The sequence below is a fragment of the Gluconacetobacter asukensis genome, from assembly GCF_014174375.1.
In the GTDB taxonomy this organism is placed as follows: domain Bacteria; phylum Pseudomonadota; class Alphaproteobacteria; order Acetobacterales; family Acetobacteraceae; genus Gluconacetobacter; species Gluconacetobacter asukensis.
Genome location: NZ_JABEQE010000001.1, coordinates 504,124 through 520,496 on the forward strand (window position 1 = coordinate 504,124; position 16,373 = coordinate 520,496).

The window sequence follows — 16,373 nt, forward strand, 5'->3', positions numbered from 1 at the left end:
CGCGACGCTTCGACACCGCGTCGCGCAGTCGCAATCCGTTTTTAACAGTTATCGGATAGCTCATGAAAAATCGAAACGGGACGCCTCCCGTACTGACCATTACCGCCGGGATCTTCATCCTGATCGGCCTCTATCTGCTGGCCGGGGGCGCCTGGCTCGCCACGCTCGGCGGGTCGCCTTATTACGTCATCGCCGGCCTGGCGATGCTGGTCACGGCGGGGCTGCTGTTCCGTGGACGGCGCGAGGCCCTGTGGGTCTACGCGCTGCTGCTGATCGGCACGATGGTCTGGGCGGTAAAGGAAGTCGGCTTCGATTTCTGGGCCCTCGCTCCGCGCGGCGACGTGCTGGTGCCGCTGGGCATCTGGCTGCTGCTGCCGCCGGTCACGCGCCACCTCACCCCTGCCGGCGTGGCGACCGTCCTGCCGCTGCGCGCCTCCGTGGTCGCCGCGATCGCGGTCGTCGCCGGCGCCCTGCTCCAGGACCCGCAGGACAAGGCGGGCTCCCTGCCCCAACTCGCCAGCAACGCGCCCACGCCGGGCGACGCCACCGCGATGCCCGATGAAGACTGGCAGGCCTATGGCCGCACCCAGTTCGGCGACCGTTTCAGCCCGCTGAAGCAGATCACCCCGGCCAACGCGCACGACCTGAAAGTCGCCTGGACCTTCCGCACCGGCGACGTGAAGCGGCCCGACGATCCGGGCGAATTCACCGACGAGGTCACGCCGATCAAGATCCGCGACACGGTCTATCTGTGCTCGCCGCACCAGATCCTGTTCGCGCTGGACGCCGCGACCGGCAAGCTGAAGTGGAAATTCGATCCCAAGATCACGTACAACGCCACCTTCCAGCACATGACCTGCCGTGGCGTCTCTTATCATGAGACCCAGCCGGGCGCCGAGACGATCGACGGCGCGCAGGCCCCGAACGACTGCCCGCGCCGCATCTTCCTGCCGACCAATGACGGCCATCTCTACGCACTGGACGCCGAGACCGGCGAACGCTGCGCCCATTTCGGCGATAACGGCGTGATCGACCTCCAGGAACACATGACGGTCCAGACGCCGGGCTTCTACGAGGCCACGTCGCCGCCGGTCGTGACCGACAAGGCCGTCATCGTCTCGGGCGCGGTGATGGACAATTACTCGACGCATGAACCCTCGGGCGTCACCCGCGGCTTCGACGTCTATACCGGCCAGCTGATCTGGGCCTTCGACCCCAGCAACCCCGACCCGAACGAAATGCCGTCCGAGACGCATCATTTCGTCCCCAACTCGCCCAATTCCTGGATCGTGTCGTCCTACGACCCGAAACTGAACCTGATCTACATCCCCATGGGCGTGCAGACCCCCGACATCTGGGGCGGCAACCGCACCCCGGACGCCGAGCGCTATGCCAGTGCGATCGTGGCGCTGAACGCCGATACCGGCAAGCTGGCCTGGTCCTACCAGACCGTCCATCATGATCTGTGGGACATGGATATCCCCGCCCAGCCCAGCCTGGTCGATATCCGCACCGCGTCGGGTGACATCGTGCCGGCGCTCTACGCCCCGGCCAAGACCGGCAACATCTTCGTGCTCGACCGCCGCACCGGCACGCTGATCGTCCCCGCGCCGGAGACCAAGGTGCCGCAGGGCCCGGCCCCGGGCGACCATCTCTCCCCCACCCAGCCCTTCTCGGAGCTGACCTTCCGTCCCAAGAACAACCTGACGGATGCCGACATGTGGGGCGGCACCATGTTCGACCAGCTCATGTGCCGCATCATGTTCCACCAGTTGCGCTATGACGGCCCCTTCACCCCGCCGTCGCTGCAGGGCACGCTGGTGTTCCCGGGCAATCTGGGCATGTTCGAATGGGGCGGCCTGGCGGTCGATCCGCAGCGGCAGATCGCCATCGCCAACCCGATCGCCATCCCCTTCGTCTCGCGCCTGATCCCCCGTGGCCCCAACAACCCGGCCTCGCCGGACGGCTCCAAGCCCTCGGGCTCGGAAACCGGGGTCCAGCCGCAGTTCGGCGTGCCCTATGGCGTGACGCTCAACCCGTTCCTGTCGCCGCTGGGCCTGCCCTGCAAGCAGCCGGGCTGGGGCTATCTGGCCGGCATCGACCTGGCGACGAACAAGATCGTGTGGATGCACCGCAACGGCACGATCCGCGACAGCGCCCCGGTCCCCCTGCCCTTCAAGGTGGGCATCCCCAGCCTGGGCGGTCCGCTGACCACGGCGGGCGGCGTCGCCTTCCTGACCTCGACGGCCGATTATTATATCCGCGCCTATGACGTCACCACCGGCCGCCAGCTCTGGCAGGACCGCCTGCCCGCAGGCGGCCAGTCGACCCCGATGAGCTATGCGGTCAATGGGCGTCAGTTCATCGTCACGGCCGATGGCGGCCACGGCTCGTTCGGTACCAAGCTGGGCGATTACGTGGTGGCCTACGCCCTGCCGGAGGCCCACTGACCGTCAACCCTCTGCCTGTGGCGAAATTATCAATAATTTGTGATTGTTAAAATTCACGGTTTATTGATTAAGATTTTGTCACAATGCTTCCGACAGGTTGCAGGCTGCCGGGCGGCTCCATAAGAGGGGGCCGCCCGGCACAAGACGGACAGGGATGGAAACCCGCTTTTCATGCCCGGAGGTCCGCACATACGGCGACCTGCCACCGCGCATGACAGAGGGGTGACACCATGCGGCTTCCATCCACCAGAGATCCTTCATGATCGGCCGCACCGCCATCCTGCGCCTCGCCGCCGGCGCGGTCGGCCTCGGCGCGATCGCCGGCGTCGGCTTCCTGGCCTATGCGCTGCATCCCGCCATCGCCCCGATCGCGCCACCAGCCGCCACCAGCTTCTCCGCCGAGAGCATCGAGCGCGGACGCGTCCTCGCCGCCGGCGGCTATTGCGCGGAATGCCATACAAGGCGCGACGGGCAGCCGGGCATCCCCCTGGCCGGCGACTACGCCATGGCCACACCGTTCGGCACCATCTATTCCAGCAACATCACGCCAGACGCCCAGACCGGCATCGGGCGCTGGTCGCTGGCCGCCTTCACCCGCGCCATGCGCTACGGCGTGTCGCGTGACGGCGCCAACCTGTTCCCAGCCTTCCCGTTCGATCATTTCACGCACATGACCGACGGCGACATCTCCGACGTCTATGCGTATCTGATGGCGCAGAAGCCGGTGCATTCGGTCAAGCGCGAGAACACGCTCCCCTTCCCGTTCAACATGCGCATCCTCCAGGCCGGCTGGAAGCTGATGTTCCTCCATCCGGGCGCCTACCAGAACGACCCGGCGCATGACGCGCAGTGGAATCGCGGTGCCTACCTCGCCGAGGGGCTGAGCCATTGCAGCGCCTGCCACACCCCGCGCAACGCGATGGGTGCGGAAAAGGCCGGCGCCCCCTATGACGGCGCCCCGGTCGATAACTGGATCGCCCCGCCGCTCAACGCCACCAACCCCACCCCCGTCACCTGGACGGAAGACGAATTCTTCCAGTATCTGCGCTACGGCGTCGCCCCGCTGCACGGCAGCGCCGCCGGCCCGATGTCCCCCGTGGTCCATGGCGGCCTGAGCGAGATGCCGGAAGCCGACGTGCGGGCCATCGCCCACTACCTGGCCAATATCGACCACGCCGACGCCCGCCAGCCCGGCGACGCCCAGCACCTGACGGCGGCGATGGCCAGCTCGACCCGCGACCTGACGACGCCGCAGACGTCGGACCCCGACGCACGGCTCTATCAGGCCGCCTGCTCGGCCTGCCACGCCAATACCGGCGCCAAGCCGGTGCTGGGCCGCCCCGAACTGGCCCTGAACAACGCGCTGTGGCTGGATGAGCCGACCAACCTCTATCAGGTCATCCTGCGCGGCATCGGCACCGAGGAAGGACAGGCGGGCATCACCATGCCCAGCTTCTACCATGCGCTGACCGATGCCGACCTGGCGCGCCTCGCCGCCTATCTGCGCCGCACCCGCACCACCCTGCCGCCCTGGACCGACCTGGAGAAGAAAGCCGCCGCCGTCCGCGCGACGCTTCCCGCCCCGCCGGTCGCCGCGTCCCATTGAGAACCCCATTGAGAAACGGAGTCCCGACATGACGAGTTTTCGGCTCAATGGCCAAGACGTATCGGTCGACGTTCCCGACGACACCCCGCTCCTGTGGGTGATCCGTGACGAAGTCGGCCTCACCGGCACCAAGTTCGGCTGCGGCATCGGCATGTGCGGCGCGTGCACCGTGCATGTGGGCGGCCGCGCCACCCGCTCCTGCATCACGCCGGTCTCGGCCGTACAGGGCGCGGAGATCACGACCATCGAGGGTCTGGACCCGGCGGGCAACCACCCGGTGCAGGAAGCCTGGAAGGATCTCCAGGTCCCGCAATGCGGCTACTGCCAGTCCGGCCAGATCATGCAGGCCGCCAGCCTGCTGCACGACTACCCGCAGCCGACCGACGAGGATATCGACGCCGTCATGGGCGGCTCGCTGTGCCGCTGCATGACCTATATCCGCATTCGCGACGCCATCAAGAAGGCCGCTGCGGCCACGCGGGGAGAACCGTCCAATGGGTAAGCTCGGTCGGATGGGACTCGGCCAGCGGGCCGGCAACGAGGCCGCGAACGGCCTCTCGCGGCGCGGTTTCCTGATGGCGGCCGTGGGCGCGGGCGTCATGTTCGGCTTCCCCGCCGCCCGCGCCGCCCAGCAGTTCGTCACACCCGGCCTGCCCGGCGACGGCGCGTTCGAGCCCACCATCTGGTGCGCCATCGCGCCCGACGGCACCATCACCGTCAACATCATCCGCGCCGAAATGGGCCAGCATGTCGGCACCGCCCTGGCCCGCATCATCGCCGACGAGATGAACGCGGACTGGGACCGCGTGAAGATCAATTACGTGGACAGCGACCCGAAATGGGGCCTGATGGTCACCGGCGGAAGCTGGTCGGTGTGGATGACATGGGACGTCTTCCGCCAGGCCGGCGCCGCCGCCCGCCTCGCCCTGACCGATGCCGGCGCCACCCTGCTCGGCGTCCCCGCCGCCCAGTGCACCACCCGCGACGGCATGGTGATCGCCGGCACCAAGAGCATCAGCTACGGCGACATCGTGGCCCGCGCCCACCCCACGCGCAGCTTCACGCCCGATGAGCTGGCCAAGCTGCCGCTGAAACCGGCCAGCGAACGCCACCTGATCGGCAACGAGGCGCTGAAGGCGCTGGATATCCCGGCCAAGACCAACGGCACCGCCATCTACGGCATCGACGCCAAGGTCGAAGGCATGGTCTATGCCCGCCCCAAGATGCCGCCCACCCGCTACGGCTCGCGCGTGCGTTCGGTCGATGACAGCGCCGCCCGCACCATCAAGGGCTACCAGCGCTATCTGGTGATCGAGGACCCGTCGGAGGTCGTACAGGGCTGGGTGGTCGCCATCGCCAGCACCTACAGCGCCGCGATCCGCGCCGCCGACCTGCTGAAGGTCGACTGGACGCCCGGCGAGACGATCAACGTCTCCGAAAAGGACATTATCGACCACGGCCGCACCCAGATCGACCGCAAGGATGGCGGCGTGATGGTGTTCGACGACAAGGGCGTGGATTCCACCTTCGCCGCCGCCGCCTCCACCTTCTCGCAGGATTACACCTGCGCCTCGGTGATGCACTACCAGCTCGAACCCACCAACGCGCTGGCGTTCGAGAAAGACGGCATCTTCGAAATCCACGCCGGCAACCAGTGGCAGTCGCTGATCCTGCCGACACTGGCCAAGGCGCTCGACCGGCCGGAGAAGAGCATCGTCCTGCGCAGCTACCTGCTGGGCGGCGGTTTCGGCCGCCGGCTGAACGGCGACTACATGATCCCGGCGGCCCTGGCGTCGAAGGCACTGGGCAAGCCCGTCAAGCTGATCCTGACGCGCTCGGACGACATGCAGTTCGATTCCTTCCGCTCGCCCTCGATCCAGCGCATCCGCGTCGCCTTCGACGGCCAGAAGGCGATCACGGCCATGGAGTACCACGCCTCCGCCGGCTGGCCGACGCAGGTGATGGCGGCCGCCTTCATGTCCAAGGGCGTGGACGGCAAGCCGTACGACCCGTTCGCCATCGCCGGCGGCGATCATTGGTACGAGGTCGGGCCGCTGCGCGTCCGCGCGCTGTCCAACGATCTCGCCAACCGCACCTTCCGCCCCGGCTGGCTGCGCTCGGTCAGCCCCGGCTGGGTGAGCTGGGGTCTGGAATCCTCATGGGATGAAATCGCCCATATCCAGGGCAAGGACCCGGTCCAGTTCCGGCTGGAGCACCTCACCGGCGCCGGCCGCAACAAGGGCGAGGCGCCCGATTCCACCGGCGGCGCCCTGCGCCAGGCCGCCGTCGTCCGCCGCGTGGCGGAAAAGGCGGGCTGGGGCCGCACCCTGCCCAAGGACACCGCCCTGGGCATCGCCACCACCTTCGGCCAGGAACGCGGCATGCCGACCTGGATCGCCTGCGCCGCCCAGGTCCATGTCGACCGCGCCACCGGCATCGTGCGCTGCCAGAAACTGACGATCGTGGTCGATGCCGGCACCATCGTCGATCCCGACGGCGCCCGCGCCCAGACCGAGGGCGCGGCCCTGTGGGGCCTGAGCATGGCATTGTTCGAGGGTTCGGAGATCGTCGGCGGCCTGCCCCGCGACCGCAACCTCAACACCTACACCCCGCTGCGCATCGCCGACGTGCCGGAGATGGAAATCGAATTCCTCCCCAGCACCGAAAAACCGACCGGCCTGGGCGAACCCGGCACCACGGTCGTCGCCCCCGCCATCGGCAATGCGATCTTCAACGCCGTGGGCGTGCGCATGCGCCACCTGCCGATCCGCCCGGCAGACGTGCTGCGCGCATTGAAGGAAAAGGGTAGCGCCGCCACCTGACGCCGCCCCGGTTCGAACAGAGCCGTTCGAACCGGGCCCCTCGGGAGACGCGCGCCGGGAGGATTGCCCGCGCGCGTCTCCGCTCAGGCCCTCAGCTCGGCCCCGGCCTTCGCCCGCTTCAGCATCATTCCATTAGCCAGCTTGAACAATTTATACGGAACGATCTGCCGCGACACTTCCGTCCGGACCAGCGGCGACAGGCCGAAACCGGCCAGAAACTTCGCGCTGCTGACCGATCCATAGCTGTCGAAATCGAATGTCAGCCCCATCCGGTCGGCCAGTTCGATGGATTTCCAGAGCAGCAGCGCATTCACCCCGCCGACCCCGCAGGACAGATCGCGCGCCGACTGCCAGAAATACGCGTTGACCGCCCCCCAGACGATAATAACGGCCGCGACGCTTTTCCCATCCCGGTTCCGCGCCGTTACGATGACGGCCTGATTTCTCGCCCTGGCGGCATTGAAGATGCGCTCCATCGTCTGGAAGTCATTTTTGTTTTCCTTCTCCGACTTGTTCAACAGCGACAGCCGCACAAAATCGGAAAAATCATACCCGTACTCGACCGAAACCTGCTGCTGCGCCGACCGTATGACATTTCTCGTCTTCTGGTCGCAGTTCTTCCATATCGCCTGAATATCAGAAGGATATGGAACACGAAATGTAAACTGCTCCTCGCAGCTGAAATCCTGCAACGAAAAGCCGAAGGTGGATTCGTCACCGGGCGGAAGCCTGATCCGGATACTGTCATGCCGGGGCAGGCGCCCGACAAGTTCCTCGATCAGGTTTCGGACATTCTGCGCATGCTTGAAAGGCTTCGATGGCGGAAGATAAAAGGTCGGCCCCAGGGTCCGCGTATAGATCGGCATGCCGATACACGTAAAACCCATCCTTTTCGACAGGAACAGCGGCATGCTCAGCCGCAGGACCCCAGCGTGCCGGATCTCCAGAATTTCAAAATTTCCATTGGTGGCGGCATCCATCCACCATTCTTCGTTGAACGGATCGGGATGCTTCGCATTCCTGGGCCCAAGACATACCGAAAACAGGATATCAGGATCAGTATTTTCTTTATTTCCATTAAACAGAGCACGAGGCAGGTTAATTGACATTTTTGCCACTCATTAGTTAATATTTTGATTATTATTAGTTATAATAAACAAAAAGACACAATCAATTGATGGTTATATTCCCGTTATATTTTCATCCATCATACAGTCCTGTTACAAATACCCACCTGTTACAAATACCCCTCAGCCCCTCCCTGCCCCGACGGACAAAAAGCTTGTTTGAAAAATGCGCGCCGGATCACCACCAGCGCGCATGTCCAGACGGGCCCTTACAAAGGAACGACGCCATCCCCCCATTGGTTGCCGCTCCCGCATCCCCACGAAGGTGATTTGTGGGCGGTCAGATCCCATCATCACGCGATGATGATCGCCGGCCTGCAGAGGCTGTTTCAAAAGCTCCGATGGTGAGTGGAAGCGTGGCGCCAGCCACGCGTCTGGCGGTGGTTTTTGAACATCGGGGCGGAGCGCAGGAAACCGCCACCAGCGGGGCTTTTGCAACAGCCTCCTATCGCGACGGCACCACGCGCCCGAAGACCAACACCCCCACCACACGCCGCCCATCCTCCGACAGAACGGTCATGACCAGCCGCGCCCGGTCCGCGGACAGCGCCCAGCGCGTCACGACGACCCGCGCCGTATCGCCGGCCCTGACCCCGTGCGTCACCACCAGCACCGGCCCCTCCCGCCGTGCCGCGACGGTGCGCAGCGTGCTGGTCCCCAGCACGGTCCGCTCCGGAAGCGTCACAACGCGGCCATCGGTCGGCAGTTCGAGCGTCAGATGCTGCACCCGCCCCCGCGCCGTCGCGACGATGACATCCGTGATACGCTCCCCCCGGTCGATGATCGTATCCGTCCGCGCCTCCGGCTCCTGAAGATCGCGATAATCGCTTTCTTCTTCGTCCAGGCACCATATTCCCGAAAACCCGTCCGGCTCCCGCCCATAAGAAGGCAGGCCGAGGCAAGCGACGAACAGGACAATCAGAACGCTTTTCATCATCGGGCACCCGGCGCCACCCAGGACGCCCCCCACCGGCTCGGCTTCGCCCCCATGACAAGATACAGGGTGCGGCCATCCACCATGTCCCGATACGTCACCATGGGCGATGCCAGCGCCACGCCATCCAGGGTCGCCGACCGGATATAGGGCGCCTCCGCCGCTCCACGGTCCGCCACGACGCTGAACACCCGCCCATCCCCCATCCGCAAACGCGCGCGAGAGACCAGGGGCGAACCGATCATGTAGATGCCGGACGCCGGATTCACCGGATAGAATCCCAGGGCCGAAAACACATACCAGGCCGACATCTGCCCGCAATCATCGTCGCCATCCAGCCCGGACACGCGGTCGGCATATTCCGTCCGCATGATCGCGCGCACCCGCTCCTGCGTCTTCCAAGGCTGCCCGACGAAATCGTAAAGATAAGGCACATGATGCGACGGTTCGTTGCTGTGCCAGTTGTAATCACCGTCGAAATAGCGATCCAGCCGCGCGGCCAGGGCATCCCGCCCGCCCATCAACCCGATCAGCCCGCCGACATCATGCAGCACGTCGAACGTGTAGACCCACTTCCCGCCCTCGGTCCATCCAACATCCGGCCCCGCCCACGATCCGTCGAGATTGCGCGCCTGCATAAACCGCGTGGCCGGATTGAAGATGGTCCGGTAATCGCCCGACCGGCGCAGGAACTGTTCATAATCCGCCTGCCTGCCGACCGCCCTGGCAACCTGCGCCACACACCAATCATCATAGGCATCGTCCAGCGTGCCGGACGCCGCCTCCGCCGTACGGTCGGCCGGCACATAGCCCAGTCGCAGCGCATAGCTCAGCCCGCCCCGCGCCTCGTACGGCGTGCCCGGCTTGCGGTCGCGCCAGTCATTCGTCGCATCGCCATCGGGCGGCACCGTCGCATCCTTGCGCACCGCCTCCCAGGCCAGCGCCCGGTCGAACCCCGTAAACCCCTTGCCGATCGCCTCCGCCACCAGCGCATCCGCATGGGTGCCGATCATGATGTTGGTATAGGACGGGTTGGGCCATTTCGGCATCCAACCCCCCTGTTGGTAATCCTGCAACAGGGCCTGGATCATCCCCCCGATGCGCTCGGGCGCCACCAGCGTCAGCAGGCTGAATTCGGCTCGGAACACATCCCAGGTCGCGAAATCGGTATAGCTGTCGCCCTCATGCACACGGTCGTCAAATGCACTGTAATAGCGCCCATATTCCGAAAGCGACCGTGGATAGAGCAGCGCATGGTACAGCGCCGTATAGAAGATATGCCGCTGCTCCCCGTTCAACCCCTCGACCGCAATCCTGTCCAGCTTCTCCTGCCAGACATCATGCAGCGCCCTGCGAACAGTCTCGAAATCCCACCCCGGAATCTCCCGCCGCAGATTCTCCCGCGCCTGCTCCACGCTGATGAAGGAGGTACCCACCCGCACCTCAACCTCATCCGTCCCCGCATCGAAGGTCGCAAACGCCCCCGTCGGCCGATCCGGCGCCGGCATGGCCGGATAGGTGCTCATCCGCGCCGGCCGGCTGAACTGAACGACGAAATAGCCCCGAAAGCGCGGCAGCGTCAGCGGGCCGAGATCGGCATCCGAACGGCGGGGATTATATCCCGCAATCTCGCCCTTCGCCTCGTCCACCCGCACACCACCCGCCACGCCCGCGCGGCTCGCCTCCACCAGCACCCGCCGCGCCGCCCCGGCGGGAAAGCGGAAGCGGAACAGCGCCGAATGCGCCGCCGCCGTCATCTCGGCACGGATCGCCTGCCCGCCCTCCCCCATGACGACCCGATAATAATCGGGCCGCGCCACCTCGTCCCGATGGCTGAACGGCAATGCCCGCTCGGCAGGCAGGGTCCGGGCCTCGCCGCTCTCGGGCATGATCACCACTTCACCATAATCCCCCATCCACAACGCCGCCTGATGGGTGCCGACAAAACCGGAAATGGACCGGTCCTTGTAATAGTAGGACAGGCCAGGGTGGCCGCTCTGCCGCGTCTGCGCCACCCACCCCGTCATGCCGAAGGGCGGCGTCACCACCGGCATGGTGCGCCCATAGCCGATCGGGCCGCCACCGGTCCCGATCAGCGGATGCACCAGATCGACCAGATCCTCCGCGCAGGCCGCACGCCCCACGACCGATCCGGAAACCGCCAGAAGAACAGAGGCAAGAACGGCACAGCGTCTCACGGTGACGACACCCCCAGCAGACGGGTAAAGGTCGCAAGCGGGCACACAGCCCCGCCCCCACAGCCCGGCACGGCCAGATAGGCCATATCCGGCGGATCGCGCTCATCCCCCGCCCGGTGCCGGCCGGGCGCCTGCGACTGGAACAGCACCTGCACAACCGGATGCCCGCCCCGCGCATCCGTCAGCAGGGCAAAGCCCAGCGCACTGCCCACCGGCACATCATCCATCGCATAGCCCGGCGCATGCACATGCAGCCCAAGCTGCGCCAGCAGCGGCACGATCGTGCTGTCATGCCCCAGCCACACCGCCACAGCCGGGCCATCGGCACGGGTCAGGCCCGCCGCAATCGCCGGGCGCAGCTTCTGGCTGAGCACGGGCGCCAGCGCCGGCAATCCCGTCATCACATGCAGCATCGCCGCATGCAGTCCGGACAGGCCGGCAAAATCCTCATCGCGCACGGCCCCCCACGCCACCGCAGCGGCAGGCCGGCCGGACAAGGAGCCCAGCATGATCGCCTCCGCCGCCGACGACGCCGGCAGCAACGATCCCGAAAGGGTCAGATGCCGGCCCGACGCATCGACATCCAGCACCGCCGGCGCCCCGTCATCGACGCAAAGCGCCCCCCGTCCCGGACAGCCCATCAGCCGCCGCAGCACCGCAAGCCCCTCGTGCGGCGGCCCCGCCAGCAACCCGGCAGCGGCGGCTTCTTCCCGCAGGCGCGGCAGCAGCGCCCGCAAATCCACCTGGCCCGCATCCGCTTCAACCGGCGCAAACATCGGGTCCGGCACACCAATCGGCTCATGACGCACCGCAACCGGGCAACCCGGCGCCAGGCCCATGGCAAAAACCTCGGCACTGGCCACCGTCCGCCGGCTGGAATTTGCCCGCAGCCGCAGCGCATCGGGCGCCGGGCACCCGTCGGCCGCAAACCCCGGCACGTCATTGCCCGCCAGCAGCACCCGCTCCCACGCCCCCAGCAGGCGCATCTGTGCGGCCCCCTCCGGCGTCAGGTCACCCGGCGTTCCCGTCCACACCGGCCATGCATGATCGACCAGCGCGCGCGACGGCACCTGGTCGGCCAGCGGCGAGCGCAGACCATGCCGCACCACCAGCACCAGCCGGCGCAGGCGCAGCGCGTCGGCCGCACGCGGCGCGATCGCCGCATCCCGGCAGGATGCCGGCGCGGTCACCGGGTTGCAGCGCGCCGCCAGCCCGGTCCCGAACCCCACGCGATAGCCCGTCCAGCGCGCCGGCTCGAAATCCGGGTAATCGGTGCTGACAAGCTGGGCACCGCTGGCCAGCGCCGCATCGCGCCGTGCCGGGTCGCCGCTGCGCCCCTCCCGCGTATCCGCATCGGCGCGCGTACGCACCAGCATGTGCCGGCGCACCAGTTCCGCAATCGCCTCCGGCGGCCCGTCATTCAGCTCGGTGAAGGCCGCATCCTCGGCATCGGGCGGCGCATTGGTAAAGGCAACCCGCCCCCGCAGCCCCGGATGATCCTTCAGATACAGGTCACGATTCGACCGCTGATCCAGCAGAAAGACCATTTTCCCCCGCGCGGCATCCACACCCGGCCAGCCACGCGCCGCAACGGCATCCCGCAGGCTCGCCGCCTCACCCCGCACCTGATCGGGCGTCAGCACCTCCCCCGGCGCGAAGACGGAACGGATCTCCCCGTCCAGCGCATCGAAGCTCCGCGCGGTAAAATGCTCGGGCTCGGTCAGCGGCGGCCGCGATCCCTGCTCGATCTCCAGCAGCACGAACAGCGGCAGATGCCCCGGATGCGCCCGCGACCACGCCCGTACCTGCCCCAGACAGGCCAGCAGCGGCTGGCAGGTCGCCCGCTGGTCGATATCGGGGATATGCATCACCTTGAAGCCGGGGCGCCGCATGACGGCCCCATCGCCCGTATCGGCGGGCGGCAACCCCGCCTCCGCCAGCCAGCGCGCCGATTGCGGATGCGCGAACCGCCCGCCCGCACTGTCCGCATAGACATCCAGCTCGATCTGCCGGATCCCCCGGTCGAACTGCGCCGGCAGGTCCGCATGCGCGTACTCCAGCCCCTGCGCCGCCTTCGGATCGCGTCGCGCCAGCAGCGCCGCGATCGGGGGCGCCAGCCCGGCATGATAGCTGTTATGCGACCCGATCACCTGGATCTGGTCCAGCCGCACCTCCTCCGCCGCCCCGGATGCCGGCGCCACCCCCGGCAGCAGCAACAGGGCCAGCAAACAACCCCCCGCCACGCGCCCGGCGCGACGGGGGAACCGGACGGCCATCAGAACTGGCCCATCAGTGACAGGCGGAAATTCCGCCCCAGGATCGGCCGCGCCAGGAACACATTCTGCCCCGCCTGCGAACTCAGCACCTCACCCGCACGCGGATTGCCCTCCGTCAGGCCAAGCGAGTTGTTGAGGTTCTGACCGGAAAGATTGAAGGTCAGATAAGGCGTGATCGCATAGGTCGCACCAAAGTTGATCACCGTATAGGCCGGCAGGCGCTGGGTATTGGCCACATCGGCATAGCGCAGCCCGTAATGCTCGATATCGGCCTGCAACAGCAGCCTGCCGTCCAGAAGATGCAGGCGCGGCGTCACGCGAAACATGACCGGCGGCGTCCGCAGCAGATGGTTGCCGGTATAATCCAGCAGATTGGGCGACCCGTTGCTCAGCACCAGATAGCGCATCTTGCCGAACCGCGCATTCTGCGCGGTGCCGGAGAACACCACGTCGAAATACTTGCTGGGGCGGATCGTCCCCTCGAATTCCAGCCCATACGTATGGGTGGTCGCCGTGATCGCCTGCTGGTTGTACGACCCCGTCTTCACGTCGAAGACCAGATTGTTGATCCCGTAGCTGGGATAGTCGGTATTGAACCCGGTCAGGAAAAGATCCGCATAGCGCGACTGATATTTCACACCGCCTTCATACATGAAGATCTTCTGCGTGATCGGCACCGCCACCGGATTGGTGATGAAAGACGCCAGGCTGGGCAGGCGATAGGCACGCGTGAAGCGGGCAAAGAACCCAAGATTGGGCTGAAGCTGGTAATTCACGCCGATCGTGCCGCCGAACCCGGCGAAACTGGCATGATAGGGCGTATAGACCCCGTTGCCCGACAGCATGTTGGACAGATAAGGCGCCGCACCCGCCACCACACTGTGGCTACCTTCCACCAGGCCGCTGGTCCGCTGCGCCTCATAGCGCACGCCGGCATCCACCCGCAGCTTCTTCGTGATGGCCCATTCATCCGTCGCATAGCCCGCAACGTCGGTATCATCGCCATGCCCGTTGGCAAATTCGGTACCGTAGCGGGTATAGCCGTTCTGGGTGATCGACCCCACGACATTACCCGCCGCATCCACGGCATCGATGTTCAGGCGCTGGGCATGCGACGTGGTGTCCAGCAGCATGTTGGCCGAATAGCGCGTGAAATCCTCGTTGAAATACGTAACGAACGCCCCCATCGCCACATCATGATGGCCGAGGAACGAGAAGGATTTCTCCAGCTTGAAGTCGTTCATGACCTCATGCTCGTTCATCCACACCGCGCGCAGCGAGGCATCGGTCACATAATTGTTGCCCGTCACCGCCGAGGAGAATTGCTGGCTCGGGTCATTCAGGTAACGCAATTGCCAGCCGGTGGCGCCGGCGAACATCGACCCGGCACTGGCCAGCCCGGCCAGACGCGCGCCGGACTGCGTCACCGCACTGGGTGACAGCACGGTCCAGGTCGCATTCATCGCGCGATAACGGAACGTGTCGGACAGATGCCACCCATCCGCCAGATCATGCCTGAAGCCGGCCGTCACCTGATGAAGGTTGATATGAATGCCGCTCTGCAGGTCGATATGCTTCGTGCTGCCACCGGGGCCGGGCAGATACGCATTCTCCAGCGCGGTAGACGCATAATTGCCGGTATTGGCATTGAAACCGGGAAGCGACGTGATGTTGCCCGACTTGTCGTAGGTCACAGGAATGTCCGGGAAGAACGCCGTCCGGTCGTCCATGTGCTTGTAATCGACGAAGACGCTGCCGCCATGGCTGAAATCGCGGCTGATATTGGCGCGGATCTGCCCGCCCGAATTGGCGCGGAAACCGGGGTCGCGCACGCCGTTCTCCACCCGGTAGAACCCGCCCAGGCTCCAGCGCCAGGCGCCGGCCGGTCCACCCAGCCAGGCATCGGTGCGGTACAGCCCGTCATCGCCGAACGTCTGCTTGGCCAGCCCCGACAGTTTGCTGGTCCCCCGCCGCGACAGGAAATTGACCAGCCCACCCGGCGCATTCTGCGCGACGATCGAGCTCGGCCCGCCACGCACCACCTGGATCTGCTTCATCGTTTCATCAATACGAAACGAATCGTCCGCGTTCAGATAACCCAAAGCCGGGTCCGACTGGATCGGCAACCCGTCTTCCTCAAGCTGGACCGATCCATACCCATCCACCGGAATACCGCGCGCCCGGATATTGGCACCCACTTCACCGCCCGAGGCCTCGACCCAGAAACCGGGCGTGTTCTTCAGCGCCTCGGACACCGAAGACGTCCCCCGCACACGCAGATCTTCCTGCGAGATGGTGGTGATCGCGTAGCTGGCATCGATCTTCCGCTGCTTCCTGGTCGACGCACGGCCGGTCACGATCACGGCCTCGCCTTCCCGCAGCGATGCCGGCGTGGCCGAGGCCCGCGCAGCGCGTTGAAGCAGCCACACCCCATCCGCCTTCGAGCGCACCGAAATCCCGGTGCCTTTGAGCATGTCGTCGAGCGCCTGCTCCGGCGTCTTTCTGCCTTGTACGGTGCTGGAGCGGACATTTTCCACATCATGCCCATCCACCGCCACATGCACGCCCGACTGGCGGCTGAACTGCGTCAGGGCAGACGCCAGAGGCTGCGCCGGAATGGAAAAATCCTTCTCGGCGGATGATTGCGCAACGGCCGCACAGGGCAGCACCAACGGCAGCGTGGCCATGGAGGCCATGGCCAGGCCAAAGACAGGGAAGGGAGAAAAAGCGGCACCGAACACAGGTCGAGGACGCGGGGTCTTTCTTTTCACAGGATCTATCCGGGCTTTTCATGGTGGATGGAGGACACCAGTGAGTTGCCCCACGCCCCGAATTTCCGTCTCTCGTTTTCGTGAAAGTTAAATGACAACCGGAATGGATCAGAACCCACCCGGAAATACGCTCTGACGAACGAGAGCGGCCCGCCAGGGCCGCGCCCGTCGTGTGTTTCCGAGCATCGG

The 16,373-nt window shown here is 65.8% G+C and carries 9 protein-coding genes; 4 read left to right on the top strand and 5 right to left on the bottom strand.

The window, feature by feature from the left end; all coding sequences use genetic code 11:
• Positions 1–62: 62 nt before the first annotated feature.
• The 4 genes from HLH35_RS02265 (at position 63) to HLH35_RS02280 (ending at position 6,878) form a co-directional block, all read left to right on the top strand.
• Positions 63–2,450: a glucose/quinate/shikimate family membrane-bound PQQ-dependent dehydrogenase gene (locus tag HLH35_RS02265; protein ID WP_182977558.1), complete on the top strand. Its 2,388-nt coding sequence runs from the start codon at positions 63–65 to the stop codon at positions 2,448–2,450.
• A gap of 259 nt (positions 2,451–2,709) precedes the next feature.
• Positions 2,710–4,056: a c-type cytochrome gene (locus HLH35_RS02270; RefSeq protein WP_182977559.1), complete on the top strand. Its 1,347-nt coding sequence runs from the start codon at positions 2,710–2,712 to the stop codon at positions 4,054–4,056.
• Between the two features lie 28 nt (positions 4,057–4,084).
• On the top strand, positions 4,085–4,558 hold the full coding sequence (locus tag HLH35_RS02275) for a (2Fe-2S)-binding protein (RefSeq protein ID WP_182977560.1): 474 nt from the start codon (positions 4,085–4,087) through the stop codon (positions 4,556–4,558).
• Positions 4,551–6,878, top strand: a complete 2,328-nt coding sequence (locus tag HLH35_RS02280; RefSeq protein ID WP_182977561.1) for a xanthine dehydrogenase family protein molybdopterin-binding subunit — start codon at positions 4,551–4,553, stop codon at positions 6,876–6,878. The genes HLH35_RS02275 and HLH35_RS02280 overlap by 8 nt, the downstream gene beginning before the upstream one ends.
• Before the next feature lie 83 nt (positions 6,879–6,961).
• Here the strand turns inward: HLH35_RS02280 and HLH35_RS02285 are convergent, their stop codons facing one another.
• The 5 genes from HLH35_RS02285 to HLH35_RS02305 form a co-directional block, all read right to left on the bottom strand.
• Positions 6,962–7,987: a GNAT family N-acetyltransferase gene (locus HLH35_RS02285; RefSeq protein ID WP_182977562.1), complete on the bottom strand. Its 1,026-nt coding sequence runs from the start codon at positions 7,985–7,987 to the stop codon at positions 6,962–6,964.
• Between the two features lie 463 nt (positions 7,988–8,450).
• Complete coding sequence (locus tag HLH35_RS02290) at positions 8,451–8,942, bottom strand: hypothetical protein (RefSeq protein WP_182977563.1); 492 nt, start codon at positions 8,940–8,942, stop codon at positions 8,451–8,453.
• Positions 8,939–11,137, bottom strand: coding sequence for a GH92 family glycosyl hydrolase (locus tag HLH35_RS02295; RefSeq protein WP_220790488.1), 2,199 nt, complete (start codon positions 11,135–11,137; stop codon positions 8,939–8,941). The genes HLH35_RS02290 and HLH35_RS02295 overlap by 4 nt, the downstream gene beginning before the upstream one ends.
• Complete coding sequence (locus tag HLH35_RS02300; protein ID WP_182977564.1) at positions 11,134–13,413, bottom strand: Ca2+-dependent phosphoinositide-specific phospholipase C; 2,280 nt, start codon at positions 13,411–13,413, stop codon at positions 11,134–11,136. The genes HLH35_RS02295 and HLH35_RS02300 overlap by 4 nt, the downstream gene beginning before the upstream one ends.
• A complete protein-coding gene (locus tag HLH35_RS02305) occupies positions 13,413–16,100 on the bottom strand; it encodes a TonB-dependent receptor domain-containing protein (protein ID WP_182977565.1) in 2,688 nt (895 codons plus the stop codon). Before HLH35_RS02305 ends, HLH35_RS02300 begins: the two co-directional genes overlap by 1 nt.
• Between the last annotated feature and the right edge of the window lie 273 nt (positions 16,101–16,373).